This window comes from Streptomyces odontomachi, assembly GCF_024435355.1.
GTDB classification, from domain to species: domain Bacteria; phylum Actinomycetota; class Actinomycetes; order Streptomycetales; family Streptomycetaceae; genus Streptomyces; species Streptomyces odontomachi.
The window spans coordinates 1-13,492 of record NZ_JAMJWG010000017.1 but is presented as its reverse complement, the minus strand read 5'-3'; the positions used below and the strand labels follow the sequence as shown (position 1 = coordinate 13,492).

The window sequence follows — 13,492 nt, the reverse complement described above, 5'->3', positions numbered from 1 at the left end:
GCGGGCAACCGGTGGCGCGGTGGAGTGCACGGCAGGTCGGACGCCGGCCGGGTCGCACCGGTGGACCCGCGATCACGCCCCCGCCGGCTGCTTCGGCTTACCGGGCAGCAGCTGAATGGCCACCGCCAGCGCCAGGGCGAGCGCGATCAGCAGCACCAACCCGGCGTCCAGGCCGTCGGCCGTGCTCGCGGGGGAGACGCCGGCGCGGTGGTAGTAGATGATGCCGATGAGCGCGACCCCCAGGGCGTTGCCCACCTGCATCATGGTGGTGAGGACACCCGAGGCGGCGCCGGCCAGGTGCGGCGGGATGCCGGCCAGCACGGTGGCGTTGAGCGGCGCCATCACCATCCCCAGACCCGCGCCGTCCAGCAGCAGGGCGGGCACGAGGGCCCAGATGCTGCCCTCGACGCCGATGTGCGAGACGGCCAGCAGCAACCACAGCTGCCCGACCGCCAGCAGGACCCCGCCGATGGCCAGTGCCTGCTTGCCCAGCAGGGCGCCCAGCCGCCGCGCGGACAGCGAGGTGACGAAGAAGCCGATGCCCATCACGGCGAAGGTGAGCCCCGAGTCCAGCGCGCTCAGGCCACGGCCCTGCTGCAAGTACAGCGCGAGCACCAGGAAGAACGACGCCGCGCCCGCGTAGAAGACCAGCACCGCGCTCAGCCCGACGGTGAAGGCGCGCTGGCGGAACAGCGCGAGGTCGACGAGCGGCGCACCGTCGCGTCCCCCCAGGCGGTGCTGGTACCAGGCGAACGAGCCGAGCAGCGGCACGGCGAGCACCAGGCAGACCCAGGTCCAGGCGGGCCAGCCCTTCTCGCGGCCCTCGACCAGCGGCAACACCACCGCCACCAGACCCAGGGTGACCAGCAGCGCGCCGGGGATGTCCAGCCGGCTGTTGACCTGGGCACGCGACTCCGGGACCACCCGCGGGGTGAGCAGCAGGGCCACCAGGCCGATGGGCACGTTGATCAGGAAGCAGCTCCGCCAGCCGAGCCCGGCCACGTCGGCCTGGATGAGGGCGCCGCCGATCAGCTGGCCGCCCACCGACGCGGTGGCCAGCACCATGCCGTACGCGGAGAAGGCGCGGGCCCGGGCGGCACCGGTGTAGGTCACCCCGAGGATGGTCAGCACCTGCGGGGAGAGCACCGCTGCGCCCATGCCCTGGACGATCCGGGCGAGCACCAGCACCGTGGCGGACGGCGCGATCCCGCAGACCAGCGAGGCCACGGTGAACAGCAGCAGCCCGACCACGTACAGCCGGCGCCGGCCGAAGATGTCGCCGAGGCGTCCCGCGGTGATCAGCCCGCAGGCGTACGCCAGGCCGTAGCCCGCCACGATCAGCTGCACCTGGTCGGTGCCGGCGTCGAGCTCGTGCTGCACCGCGGGGATCGCCACGTTCACGATGAAGAAGTCGAGGACGACCATGAAGGTGCCGGCCAGGACGACCGGCAGCGCAAGCGGACTGGGCGGAGAGGCCACCTGCTTTTCGCGTTCCTTGCCTGTGATGTCTACGTCGGCCACGGTGTCCTTCCCAGCGTTCGAGAGATGTCGTGATGTCGTCGGATACTGCGTTTTCCCGGGGGATGCTGCGGTCCACAGTCGCTCCGCGACGGGCCGGACCCCCAGCCCGAAAAGCAGGCCAGCCGGGGTGGCCGGCGCGGACATCACGCGGGAAACCTGAGTGACTGCGGCTGCACTCAATCTCCGTGGCGCTGGTCACGTTGTCGATTACCTCATGGGTAATTGCCGCCTCACAGGCGGTTGCCTAGCGTCCCTCGGGACACGCGGCCCGGCGCCGGCCGACCGGTCGCCGCCGGGCCGCGGCAACGAAGGAACGCAGGCGGACAACGGGGAGGACAGATGGTCGACGAGGATGCGGCTCCCGGCGCGGCGTGGTTCCGCGTCAGCAGGCCACGGCCCGACGCCGGGTGCCGGCTGTACGTCTTCCCGCACGCGGGCGGCTCGGCCGCCGCGTACGCCCGCTGGGCGCAGCTGCTGCCCGAGGACGTCGAGGTGGCGACCGTGCAGTTGCCGGGCCGGCAGGACCGCCGTTCCACTCCCCCGATCACCGACCTCGACACGCTGGTCGAAGCCGTCTACGAGGCGCTGGAGGACGACCTGGACGGCCGGCCGTTCGCGTTCTTCGGGCACAGCATGGGGGCCCTGGTCGCCTACCGGCTCACCGTGGCGCTGCGCAAGGACGGCGTCGCGGGGCCCGCGCTGCTCGCCGTGTCGGGGTGGGAGGGCGGTGCCCACCGCACCAGCGAGGTCTCCGTGGGCAGCATGTCCGACGACGAGTTCCTGGCGCGCGTCGCCGAGTTCGGCGGACTGCCGCCGGAGGTCACCGGGAACGACGAGCTGCTCCAACTGGTGCTGCCGATGCTGCGCGCCGACTTCACCGTCCTGAACGGTTACACGGACGACGCGGCCCGCGTGGACTGCCCGGTGGTGGCCTACGGCGGCGCGTCGGACCCGACCGTGGGCGGCGGTGCGCTGGGCGCCTGGGCGGAGCGCGCCGACCGTTTCCTGGGGCTCGTCGAGTTCGACGGCGGTCACTTCTACCTGTACGAACACGGCGTCTCGGTGGCGGCCGACCTGACCGGGCGGCTGCGGCGCTGCCTCGCCGGCGCCGCGGGCCGCTGACGCGAACGGCTGACGCGAGCGGCCCCGGACGGCAGTCGTCCGGGGCCGCTCTCGCTGCCGGCCGGTCAGTGGATCTTGCTGGTGCGGCCCTCCCAGAGCCGGTCCCGCAGCTCGCGCCGGAGCACCTTCCCGGTCGAGTTGCGCGGCAGCGCCGCCACGAAGTCGTAGCTGGTGGGGATCTTGAAGTCGGCCATCCGGCCCTTCAGGGACATCAGCAGCTGCCGCGGCGTCGCCCGCATCCCCTCCCGCAGGACCACGCAGGCGTGCACCGACTCGCCCCAGCGTGGGTGCGGGGCGCCGACGACCGCCGCCTCGGCCACCGCCGGATGGGCGGCCAGCGCCTCCTCCACCTCGCCCGGGTAGACGTTCTCACCGGCGACGATGATGGTGTCCTTGATGCGGTCGGACAGATAGAGGTAACCGTCCTCGTCCAGCCGGCCGGCGTCCCCCATCCGCAGCCACCCGTCCTGGAGCGCCTTCTCGGTGGCCTCCGCAAGGTTCCAGTAGCCGAGCATCAGCGCGGACGTGCGGACCCACACCTCGCCGACCTCGCCCGGCGGGCAGGTCCGGCCGTCGGCGACGATCCGTATCTCCACGCCCGGGCAGGCCCGTCCGGCGGCGCGCAGCCGCGGGCTGCCGGGCACGTGGTCGAGGGCGGGCAGCAGGGCGACCGCGTTGCCCGTCTCGGTCGCGGCGTACGCCTGCACCAGGTCGGCGCCCATCGTCTCCATGCAGCGGGCCAGCAGCTCCGACGCGACGGGTGAACCGCCGTAGACGACCTTGCGCAACGACGCGAGGGCCTCCTTGGACGCCGCGGGCTCGGCCAGCATCATCTGGAGCATGGCCGGTGCGACGAACGTGGTGGTGACGTGGACGTCGCGGATCAGGGCCACCGCGTCCTGGGCCACGAACATCCGCATGACCACGTTGGTCACGCCCGCCGTGAAACCCTGCATGGACCAGGACAGACCGGCGATGTGCAGGCCGGGCAGCCCGATCAGGCTGCGGTCGTCCGGCTTCCAGTCGACCCAGTCGAGGCCGCTTGCGTCCATGGCCCTGCCGAGGGCGAAGAAGCTGCGGTGCGGCAGCACCACGCCCTTGGGCAGTCCGGTGGTGCCGCTGGTGTACATCACGGCGAACGGCTCGGCCGCGTCGCCGCGGTGCGGCACGCCCTGATCCGGATGGCCCTGCTTGAAGGCCAGGTAGCCCGCGCCGCGCCGCCCCTCGGCGTCCATCGGCACCACATGGCGCAGGTCCGGCAGGTCCTCGGCCACCCGCTCGGCGGTGGCCAGGTACTCCTCCTCGACGAAGAGCAGGCAGGCGCCGCAGTCGCGCAGCTGGTGGTCGACCTCGCCCGCCGTGAGCCGCCAGTTGACGGGCACCAGCACGGCACCGGCCTTGGCGCAGGCGAACGCGATCTCGTAGTAGTGGGCCGACTCCATCCCGAGGAACGCGACGCGGTCGCCGGCCGCCACGCCCGCGGCGCGCAACGCCCACGCGGCGCGGGTGCTCTCGCGGTGCAGCTCGGCGTAGGTCGTCCGCTCGCCGAGGTGGATCATGGCGACGTGGTCGGGGCGGAGCGCGGCGTGGTGGCCGGGGACGTCGGCGAGCGTGCGCAGCGTGGCCTTTTCCATGAACTCCATCTCCCAGATCTTCCTGCTCCCAGGTCTTCCTGACGGCCGGGCGGCGGCCGGGTGTGCTGCGTGCCGTGCGCCGGCGGGTCAGACCGCTTCCTGCTCCTGGTCGGCGAACGCGGCCAGCCTGCGGGCCGTGGGATGGTCCAGCACCGCCACGACCGGGACACGCCGGCCGAGCGCGTTGCCGAGCCGTTCGCTCACCCGGGCGGCACCCAGCGAGTCCAGACCCAGGTCGAGGAACTCCGCGTCGGGGGCCACCTCGCCGGGCCCGTCGAACTGCAACTCGGCCGCCACCACGGCGCGGATGAACCCGGCGAGCGCGGTGTGCCGCTCGTCCTGGGGCAGCGCCGCAAGGCCCGCCATGTCGAACGTGAGCGGATCGGGTGCGCCGGACGCGGTGTTCGTGGTCGCCCCGTCCGTGGCCGCTGGGCCGGGCGCGCCCTCGACCGGTGCGCCCGCGTGCGCGGTGGGCACCGGGTGGCGCGGGTTGTCCGTCTGCAACCAGTGGCGGCGGCGGTCGAAGGCGTAGCTCGGCAACGTGACCCTGGGCAGGCCGGTCCCCGCGTGCAGGCCCCGCCAGGACACCGCGTGGCCCGCCGTGTACAGCGCGGCGAGCGACGACAGCAGCACCGTGTCGTCCGGGCGCCTGCGGCGCAGGCTCGTCAGCCACAGCCGGCCGTCGTCGCCCTCCTTGCCCACGTTGTCCCGGGCCAGCGACGTGAGGGTCGCCGACGGCCCCATCTCGATGAACGTGTGCCGGCCGCGGCGCGCCACGGCGCCCATGCTGCCCGCGAAGTCGACCGGCTCCACCAGGTGGCGCACCCAGTAGTCGGCCTTGGAGATCTCGCGCCACCGGGCCGGCCGGCCGGAGAGGTTGGAGATCAGGGTGAACTCGGTCTCGTGGAAGGTGATGGTGTCGAAGACCGCCCGGAAGGCATCGGTGACCTCCTGCATCAGCGGTGAGTGGAAGGCGTGCGAGACGGGCAGCACCGTGGTCGTCACGCCCCGGGCGGACAGCTCGGCGGCCACTTCCGCCAGGGACGCCCGGCCTCCCGAGATGACGCACTGGGCCGGCGCGTTGTACGCGGCCACGGCCAGGTCGTCGTACTTCTCCACGAGCGGGGCCACCGTCGCCGCGTCCGCGCGTACCGCCACCATGCCGCCGGGAGTGGTCACCGAGTCCATCAACCGGGCCCGGGCTGCGACCACCCTGACCGCGTCGGCGGGCGTGAAGAGCCCCGCGATCGTGGCGGCCGTCAGCTCCCCGATGCTGTGTCCCAGCAGCACGGAAGGCCGCACCCCCCAGGACATCCAGAGCCGGGCGAGCGCGTACTCCAGCACGAACAGGGCGGGCTGGGCGTACCGGGTGCGGTTCAGCTCCCGACCGTCCGCCGATCCGTCGAACATCAGCTCCCGGATCGACCGGCCCAGCAACGGGGTGAAGAGGGCGTCGAGCTCGTCGACCACCTCGCGGAACACCCGGTGTCGCCCGTACAGGCCGGCGCCCATGCCCGGCCGCTGGGCGCCCTGCCCGGCGAACAGGAACGCGATCTTGCGCGGCGCCTGGGGTGCCACGCCTTCGATCCGGGCGAGCCGGTCGGCGAGCAGCGCGGCGAGTTCGGCGCGATCGTGTACGACGCCCGCGATGCGGTGGTCGAAGTGCGCGCGGGTGACGTTGGCGGAGTGGCAGAACGCGTCGACGGCGAGGTCGGGGTGGTCGGCGACCAGCTGCTGGTACCGCTCGAGCTGGAGCTTCAGGGCGCGCGGGGACTTCGCCGAGAGGGTGAAGACATCGGCACGTCCCGCGGCCTTCGCGGTGGGCGCGGTGGGCGCGTCGTCCGCCGCCGGGGCGGCGTCGGCGGGCGCCTCTTCGAGCAGGGCACACGCGAGGGTGCCGGTGAAGCCGAAGGACTGGACGAGCGCCCGGCGGGTCTCGGCCTGCCAGGGGCGGCACTCGGTCGGCACCTCGACCGGGATCACCTGCCAGGGGATGCGGCTGGACGGCCGGGTGAGGTTGAGGTGCGGGAAGATGGTCCGGGCGCGCAGTTGGGCGATGGTCTTGATCAGGCCGCCGACCCCGGCGGCCGGCTCCATGTGCCCGAGGTTCGTCTTGCACGAGCCGACCAGCAGCGGCCTGTCCTTGCTGTGCGCGTCGCCGAAGACGTCGTTGATCGCGCCCATCTCGATCGGGTCGCCGAGCGGGGTCCCGGTGCCGTGTGCCTCGACGTACTGGATGTCGCCCGGCCCCAGGCGGGCGCTGCGCAGCGTGCTGCGGATCAGCTCGGCCTGGGCCGTGCCGTTGGGGACGGTGAGCCCTGCGCTCTCCCCGTCCTGGGCGAGCGCGCTGCCGCGCACCAGTGCCAGGATCGTGTCGCCGTCCCGGCGGGCGTCCGAGAGCCGCTTGAGCACCAGCATGCCGCAGCCTTCGGCGCGCCCGTAGCCGTCGGCCTCCTCGTCGAAGGTCTTGCACCGGCCGTCCGGCGCGAGCGCGTTCAGGTCGGAGAAGAGCGCGGTGCTCCGCGGGTGGTGGATGGCGTTGACGCCGCCGGCCAGCGCGATCTCGCACTCGCCCCGGCGCAGTCCCTGGACGGCCAGGTGCAGCGCGACGAGGGATGCGGAGCATGCGGTGTCCACGGTGACGGACGGGCCGCGCCAGCCGAGGAAGTAGGAGAGCCGGCCGCACAGGCCCGAGTGCGAGACGCCGGCCGCGATCCGGCCGTCGAGCTCGTCGTAGCGCAGCTCGTCCATCTCCATGATGTAGTCGACGGAGCTGGCGCCGAGGTAGACGCCGCCGCGGCTGTGGCCCAGTGCGGACGGGTCGATGCCGGCGTGCTCCAGCGACTCCCAGGCGGTCTCCAGCACCAGGCGCTGCTGCGGGTCGAGGCAGTTGGCCTCGGCCGGCGAGATCTTGAAGAACCTGGCGTCGAACTGGTCGAGGTCGTCGAGGAATCCGCCGGCCCTGGTCTGGATCACGCCCCGGCCGGTGCCGGCGGCGAACGCCTCGACGTCCCAGCGGTCCTCGGGGAGCGGGCCGGTGGCGCTGCGTCCGTCGCGCAGGAACTCGGTGAACTCCTCCAGGGTGTTGTTGGCCCCGGGGAAGCGTAGGCCCACGCCGACGATCGCGATCGGCTCGTACTTCTCGCGCAGCAGGTCCTGCAACAGGGCGCGCTGCTTGCGGATGGTCTCCTGGGCCTGGGCCAGGGCGCTGTCGGTCGCGGGTGGTGCGCTGGCCGGTGTGGTCGCAGTCTGGTCGTTTGCCATCTCCGCCGCCTCTAGAAGAGGTCCTTGAGGGCCTCGTCGAGCATCGCGTCCGTCGTGTCCGTGGTGTCCGTCGTGTCCGTGGTGGAGCCGGCCGGTGGCGCCGCCGGTGTGCCGGGCGCGGCACCGGGCCGGAAGACGTCGGGGAGCAGCTCCGTGCAGATGTGGTCCAGCAGGCGCCCCACCGTGGGGCTGTTGAAGAGCAGGTCCGCACTGAGCTCCGCGCCGATGATGTCCTCCAGGCGCTGTTTCAGGTCGGTGATCGTCAGGGAGGTGAGCCCCAGGTCGAAGTAGCTCTCGTCCATGGGGAGGTCGTCCTCGTCGGTCATCAGCAGGACCGTCTTGAACTCCGCTGCCACGAGGTCCTCCAGTGCCTCCCGGCGCTCGGCGCGCGGCAGGTCGAGCAGGGCGCGCATCGTCGCCGCGACGGGCGTCGTCGCGGGCCCCACCGGGCGTTCGTCCACCGCGCTCACGGTCATCGCCTCCGCCACTTCGGGTGTGTGTGGGAGCCCCGTACCGTGCCGGTGCCGGCCGGTATCGGGGAGGGCTTTCCAGGGGCCTATCCAAACGACGGTTCGAAGGCCGGTCCATTCACCGACGGCGTGGCATCACGGGCATGTGCACATGCCGTCAGCGGGGTGTCAGGGGCGCCGAAGGCGCCACAAAGGGGCGCGGGGATGGGGGTACCTCCCACGCCTTTAAGGCAGTGGGGGAGCGACCAGCCCCCACCGTCCGGCAGTCCGGACACGACAGAAACAGCCCCACCCGGACGGTGTCGACCCGACGGTCTCGTCGTAGCTTGTCGCTCCCCCACTGCCTTAAGGGCGTGGGAGGTACCCCCATCCCCGCACCCCTACGGGCCCGCCCCGCAGCGGCGCGACGCTACTCCGTCGCACCGCCCGGCAGGATCCGGCGGAAGCCGGTGTACGGCACCAGGGCGTCGGGCAGCAGCACCGAGCCGTCGTCCTGGGCGCCCTGCTCCAGCAGCGCGGCGACGGTGCGTCCGATGGGCAGCGCCGAACCGTTGAGGGTGGCCGCGTACGCCTTGCGGCCGTGCGCTGTCCGGTAGCGGATGCCGGCCCTGCGGGCCTGGAAGGTGCCGCAGTCGGAGACCGACGAGATCTCCCGGTACGCGTCGCTGCCCGGCAGCCACACCTCGATGTCGTACGTCATCCGGGCCGAGAAGCCCATGTCCCCGGCGGGCAGCAGCACCACCCGGTACGACAGCCCCAGGCGCCGCAGGCACTCCTCGGCATGGCCCACCATCAGGTCGAGTTGCCGCTGTGCCTCCTCGGGCGCGCAGACCCGCACCAGCTCGACCTTCTCGAACTGGTGCAGCCGCAGCACGCCCCGGGTGTCACGGCCGTACGCGCCCGCCTCCGCACGGAAGCACGGCGTGCGCGCGGTGAGGGCGAGCGGCAGCACGGCGGGGTCCAGCACGTCCTGGGCCACCAGGTTGGTGAGCGGTACCTCACCGGTCGGGATGAGGAACAGCTCCCGCTCGCCGACCCGGGTGGCGAACAGGTCGTCCTCGAACTTGGGGAGCTGACCGGTGCCCGTCATGGTCTCCCGGTGGACCAGGAACGGCACCGCGTACTCGGTGTAGCCCTGCTCACGGGTGTGCAGGTCGAGGAAGAAGTCGCCCAGCGCCCGCTCCAGACGGGCCCCCGCGCCACGGCTGACGCTGAACCGCGCGCCGGAGAGCCTGGCGGCCGCGGCCGGGTCCAGGATGCCCAGGGCCTCCCCGATGTCGCTGTGGTGGCGGGCGCCGGCACCGGACGCACGGGGCGCCGGGCCACCGCGCCGTACCTCCACCGCCTCCTTCTCCGAGTCACCGTCCGGGACGGCGTCCAGCGGGAGGTTCGGGACGGTCAGCAGGGTCGCGGTGAGCGCCTCGCTCGCCGTCCGGGCCGCCGCCTCGGCCTGCTGGACCCGGGTGCGCAGGGCGCGGGCGGCCGCCTTGTCCTGTTCGGACGGTGGCCCTGAGCGCCCGCGTGCGCGGAGCGCCTGGTTCATCTCGGTCCGCAACCGGGTCACCTCCGCCTGCGCCTCCGCGCGCGCCCGTTGGGCGGCGGTCAGCCCGGCCAGGTCCAGGCCGTACTTCCGCCGGGCCAGCCGGCGTACGGCGTCCTGGCCGGCCTCGATCAGTTCACGCGGATCGTGCACGGCGGCCTCCCGGCTGTTGGTCGGAGGTGGTGGTGTGCTGCTGGTCGGAGGTGGTGGTGTCCGGTGCGGCGCCGGGCGCCGGCACGCCCGCCAGGACGGGACCGCCGGCCACGGCGGAGGGGTCGGGTGCCGCGGCGGCCTCGGTCCTGCCGCCCAGTGCGCGGTAGCGCTCGGGGCGGACCGAACGGAGCCGCAGGGCGTGCCCGAATCCGACCAGCGCCGCCACCACCAGCAGCCACGGCAGCGCGGCGATCACCCGCGAAGGCGAGCCGGTGAGCATGTCGAAGTTGCCGACCACCAGCCACACCGAGGCGCACAGCCCGGCGAAACCGAACAGCGGGGCGACCACGTCACGCCACCAGTGGGCGGGCGCCGCGGTGCGGCGCAGCCGCAGTCCGAGCACCGCCAGTGCGGCCAGCGCCTGGAGGGCCACGATGCCCAGCGTGCCCAGGCCCAGCATGCTGGTGGTCAGGCCGGCGTACGGATCGAGGCCGGCCAGCGCGAAGCCGGTCACCACCACGGCCGTGAGCACGCTCTGGGCCACGGAGGCGCGGTGCGGCGAGCCGTACCGGGGATGCTCGGCGGCCATCGGCGCGGGCAGCAGACCGTCGGCGGCAAGGACCTGCGCATACCGGTTGGCGGCGCTGTGCAGGGCGAGGGCGGCGGCGAACAGGCTGGTGCAGAGCAGGATCTGGAGGGCGTTGCTGCCCACGGAGCCCAGGAAGTCGTCGCCGAGGACGAAGAACAGGTCGCCCATCTGCTTCCCCGCCACCGCCCGCACATGGTCGGGCCCGATAGCGCCCACCGACAGCCAGCTGGTCAGCGCGTAGAACCCGGCGATCAGCACCACCGCCCCGTAGGTGGCACGCGGCACGCTGCGCTTCGGGTCGCGCGCCTCCTTGCCGTACAGCGCGGCGGACTCGAAGCCGATGAACGAGACGAACGCGAACATCAGCGCAAGACCGGCGCCCGGTCCCGTCGCCCGGTGCGGCGAGAAGGAGGCGGCGGGCAGCGCGGAGGCACCGTGCCGGGCGAGGATCGCCACGTCCAGCGCCACCAGCACGCCGATCTCGCCCAGCATCAGCAGCGCGAGCAGCCGGGCGCTGACGCTGATCTCGCGGTAGCCGAGGACGGCCACGACGACCAGGCCCACCGCGGCGCACCACTCCCAGGACACGGTGATCCCGTGCCCGGCCAGCACCAGCTGGGTGAAGTAGCCCAGCGCACCGACGAGGCCGATGGCGGCGCAGTTGTAGGCGAGCAGGGCCACGTAGCCGGCGGCTGCGGCGGGCGGGCGGCCCAGGCCGTCGGCGACGGAGGCGTAGAAGCCGCCGGAACCGCCGGTGCGGCGGGCGCTGACCGCGTACCCCACGGAGAAGCAGAGCAGGGTGAGACCGGCGAAGAGGAAGGCCGCGGGTACGCCGGCGCCGTTGCCGAAGGCGAAGGCGAGCGGCACGGTGCCCACCATCGCGGACAGCGGCGCTGCCGCGGCGACGATCAGGAACAGGATGTGACGGGTACCGAGCCGCCGCTGGGCGGCGGCCCCGGCCCTTTCCGTGACGGGGGAACTGCTCTCGGGCATGGGGACTCCAGGACTGGAGGACGAGGATCCCGAAGGTTCCGGGAGGGATGGGTGGGCTGGGCTGGGGTGAGCCGGAGTGAGCTGGGGTGGCCCGCGCGGTGGTGCCCGTGCCCGGGCGGCCGGTCCGGCAGCGGTGCCGCGAACCGCGCACCGGCGGGTCCGTACGGCGTGCACGGGCGAACGCGTGCTGATGAGCGCCTCGTTGGGCGGGCGCCGGGGTGCGCCGGCTCGCGCAGGACGGGCACCGGACGTGCCGGAGCGTCAGGCATGACCGGGGTGTCCGGCGTATCGGGGGCGCGCGCCTGGCCGGCGGGGTGCCGGCCGGGCGGGCCGCGATGACGCAGAAGGACGAAACGAAAGAAAGGGTGGGGGCGGGAGGGGCGGCCCGGTCAGGCGGCGCCGTACTCCTCGCGCAGCCGCGCGTCGAGCGCCAGCACCACGCTGTCGGCCGCGGCGGCCACGCTCTCGTCGTCCGGGGCGCCGATGACCCCCATCAGGTTCTGCACCATGGCCTGCTTGAGGCCGTCGGTGGTCTCGTTCTCGCTCACGGTTCTGATCACTCCTTCGAAGCTGCCCGGGCGGTGCCGGGCACATGGGTGGTGGGGGCGGCGGCCGGGCCTCGACGGGCCTCGGCGGCCGGCGTCAGAAGGCCTTGCAGGCGCGGAAGATGTGCGCGAAGGACGCCAGCGAGGCCTGCCCGTCGAAGGCGACGTACTCGGGCACCAGCAGGTCGGGGGCCCATTTCTGCTTGTACGCCAGCTGGGTCTGGGCCGGGTAGAGCGCCGCGCCCTCGGCCCACAGGGCGTGCATCAGCCACTGGAACGCCGGGCTGTGGCCCTCGATCTCGTGCGCCGCGTCCAGGCCGGTGAACGGGGTGAAGCCGAAGTGCAGCCATGCGACGCCCTCCGCACGGAAGACCTCGATGGCATGCGCGTTGATGGCCTCCATCAGGCCCGGCGAGCCGGACGGGATACGCCGGCTGAGGTCGTGCATCCAGCCGGCCCGGCTGCCGTACACCGGCGAGTACGAGATGTACGCGACGGGCTCGCCGTCGATGGTGCCGAGGAACAGCCGCCGGTGCTGCTGCACCTCGCCGCCGATCTGCCCGACCAGGAACTCCAGCTGGTGGACCCCCTCGCCCTTCGACGCCAGCCAGGCCTGGTCGATCGTGGTGATCGCGGACTCCCAGTCGCCGGCCGGCACCTCCTGGATCTTGAGCCCGTTGCGGTGGGCGCGGGAGATCTTGTTGCGCAGTTGCATGAAGCGGGTGCCGCGCAGCGAGAAGTCCGCGAGGCTGACCGCCCACGACGCACCGACCTGATTGACGGTGAACCCCTGCTGCGCATAACGCTCGGCGTCGTGGCGCTGCAACTGGACGCCGACCAGGTTGAGCCCCTCGTCCCTGACGTACTGCCGGAAGCCGTCCGCCAGGGCGTCGTAGTCCTCCGGTGCGGCGAACGGGCCGCCGAACTGCACGGCGAACCGCCCGGTACGACGGTAGAAGATCGCTCCGTCCCGATCTGGGACGGAGTAGGTACTGTTACCGCTGTTCAGCGCGAGAAACGAGCTGGGATTCTCGGCCTGCGTGTGATTTCGGACGGCCGCAAGCAGCGGATTGCCAACAACGGTTGCGGGCATTACGGAACCCCTTTCCATGGCCTTTTCAGTCAGGGAGAGTAGAGCACCTCGCCCCATCGAGGGGAAGACTGGAAATCCCTTTGCATAACACGTCAGAGAGACGTCAGCGGCCTATCAGCAGAGGCTGCCACTGTGGTGTCAGTGAACGGCACGGGAAACCGGGCCGAGAACAGGGAGAGGTGCCCGGAGCGGCTTATCGGGGACCTACGAGCCCGACTCGAAGGCCGGACCCCTGCGGGTCCACGCAGGTTCGAATCCTGCCCTCTCCGCGCAGTATGCACGACGCAGCACGGCGATACGGGCGATACGGGCGGCACGAAATGTGCTCCGTTTCCCGCCGGTTCCGCAGACGCATCGGGTGAACGTGTGCCGACCGATCCCCCGGACACCGCACCATCCACCGATGCCCTCGGCTCCGCCGGATCGCCCCCGCGCCGGCGGAGTGGTCACGCCCGTCAGTCAGGCCTCTTCGCCGGCTGACGGGCGTGACGCATGAGTACCGCCCGCCGCCCTGAGAACGGGGAAAACACCGCCGAGAACGGGGAGACGATGAACTCCGACTTAGCGC

General features: G+C 72.6%; 9 protein-coding genes and 1 tRNA gene. 2 read left to right on the top strand and 8 right to left on the bottom strand.

What is annotated here, in order from left to right; genetic code table 11:
- Nucleotides 1–72 precede the first annotated feature (72 nt).
- Nucleotides 73–1,521 carry a DHA2 family efflux MFS transporter permease subunit gene (locus NQO67_RS29735; protein WP_255953413.1) on the bottom strand — a complete coding sequence of 483 codons (1,449 nt, stop codon included), beginning with the start codon at nt 1,519–1,521 and terminating at the stop codon, nt 73–75.
- 339 nt (nt 1,522–1,860) lie between these two features.
- On the opposite strand from NQO67_RS29735, the gene NQO67_RS29730 reads away from it, so the two are divergent.
- Nucleotides 1,861–2,643, top strand: coding sequence for a thioesterase II family protein (locus NQO67_RS29730; protein ID WP_255953411.1), 783 nt, complete (start codon nt 1,861–1,863; stop codon nt 2,641–2,643).
- A 65-nt stretch (nt 2,644–2,708) separates the two neighbouring features.
- Here NQO67_RS29730 and NQO67_RS29725 read toward each other — a convergent pair whose 3' ends face one another.
- The 7 genes from NQO67_RS29725 to NQO67_RS29695 all read right to left on the bottom strand — a co-directional run bounded on the left by NQO67_RS29725 (nt 2,709) and on the right by NQO67_RS29695 (nt 12,924).
- Nucleotides 2,709–4,286: a long-chain-fatty-acid--CoA ligase gene (locus NQO67_RS29725; protein WP_255953410.1), complete on the bottom strand. Its 1,578-nt coding sequence runs from the start codon at nt 4,284–4,286 to the stop codon at nt 2,709–2,711.
- A gap of 78 nt (nt 4,287–4,364) precedes the next feature.
- Nucleotides 4,365–7,541, bottom strand: a complete 3,177-nt coding sequence (locus NQO67_RS29720) for a type I polyketide synthase (protein WP_255953409.1) — start codon at nt 7,539–7,541, stop codon at nt 4,365–4,367.
- Between the two features lie 11 nt (nt 7,542–7,552).
- Complete coding sequence (locus tag NQO67_RS29715) at nt 7,553–8,029, bottom strand: acyl carrier protein (RefSeq protein WP_255953408.1); 477 nt, start codon at nt 8,027–8,029, stop codon at nt 7,553–7,555.
- Between the two features lie 391 nt (nt 8,030–8,420).
- The gene (gene serS / locus NQO67_RS29710; protein WP_255953406.1) at nt 8,421–9,704 is read right to left on the bottom strand and encodes a serine--tRNA ligase; all 1,284 of its coding nucleotides are present in this window, start codon (nt 9,702–9,704) and stop codon (nt 8,421–8,423) included.
- Nucleotides 9,688–11,286 (bottom strand): APC family permease, encoded by a 1,599-nt coding sequence (locus NQO67_RS29705; RefSeq protein WP_255953404.1) that lies wholly within the window; start codon nt 11,284–11,286, stop codon nt 9,688–9,690. The genes serS and NQO67_RS29705 overlap by 17 nt, the downstream gene beginning before the upstream one ends.
- Nucleotides 11,287–11,675: 389 nt before the next feature.
- Entirely contained in the window at nt 11,676–11,834 is a 159-nt protein-coding gene (locus tag NQO67_RS29700; RefSeq protein ID WP_255953403.1) for a hypothetical protein, read from the bottom strand.
- 94 nt (nt 11,835–11,928) lie between these two features.
- Nucleotides 11,929–12,924, bottom strand: coding sequence for a DUF2156 domain-containing protein (locus NQO67_RS29695; RefSeq protein WP_255953402.1), 996 nt, complete (start codon nt 12,922–12,924; stop codon nt 11,929–11,931).
- A gap of 173 nt (nt 12,925–13,097) precedes the next feature.
- On the opposite strand from NQO67_RS29695, the gene NQO67_RS29690 reads away from it, so the two are divergent.
- A tRNA-Arg gene (locus NQO67_RS29690) sits at nt 13,098–13,193 on the top strand.
- Nucleotides 13,194–13,492 lie beyond the last annotated feature (299 nt).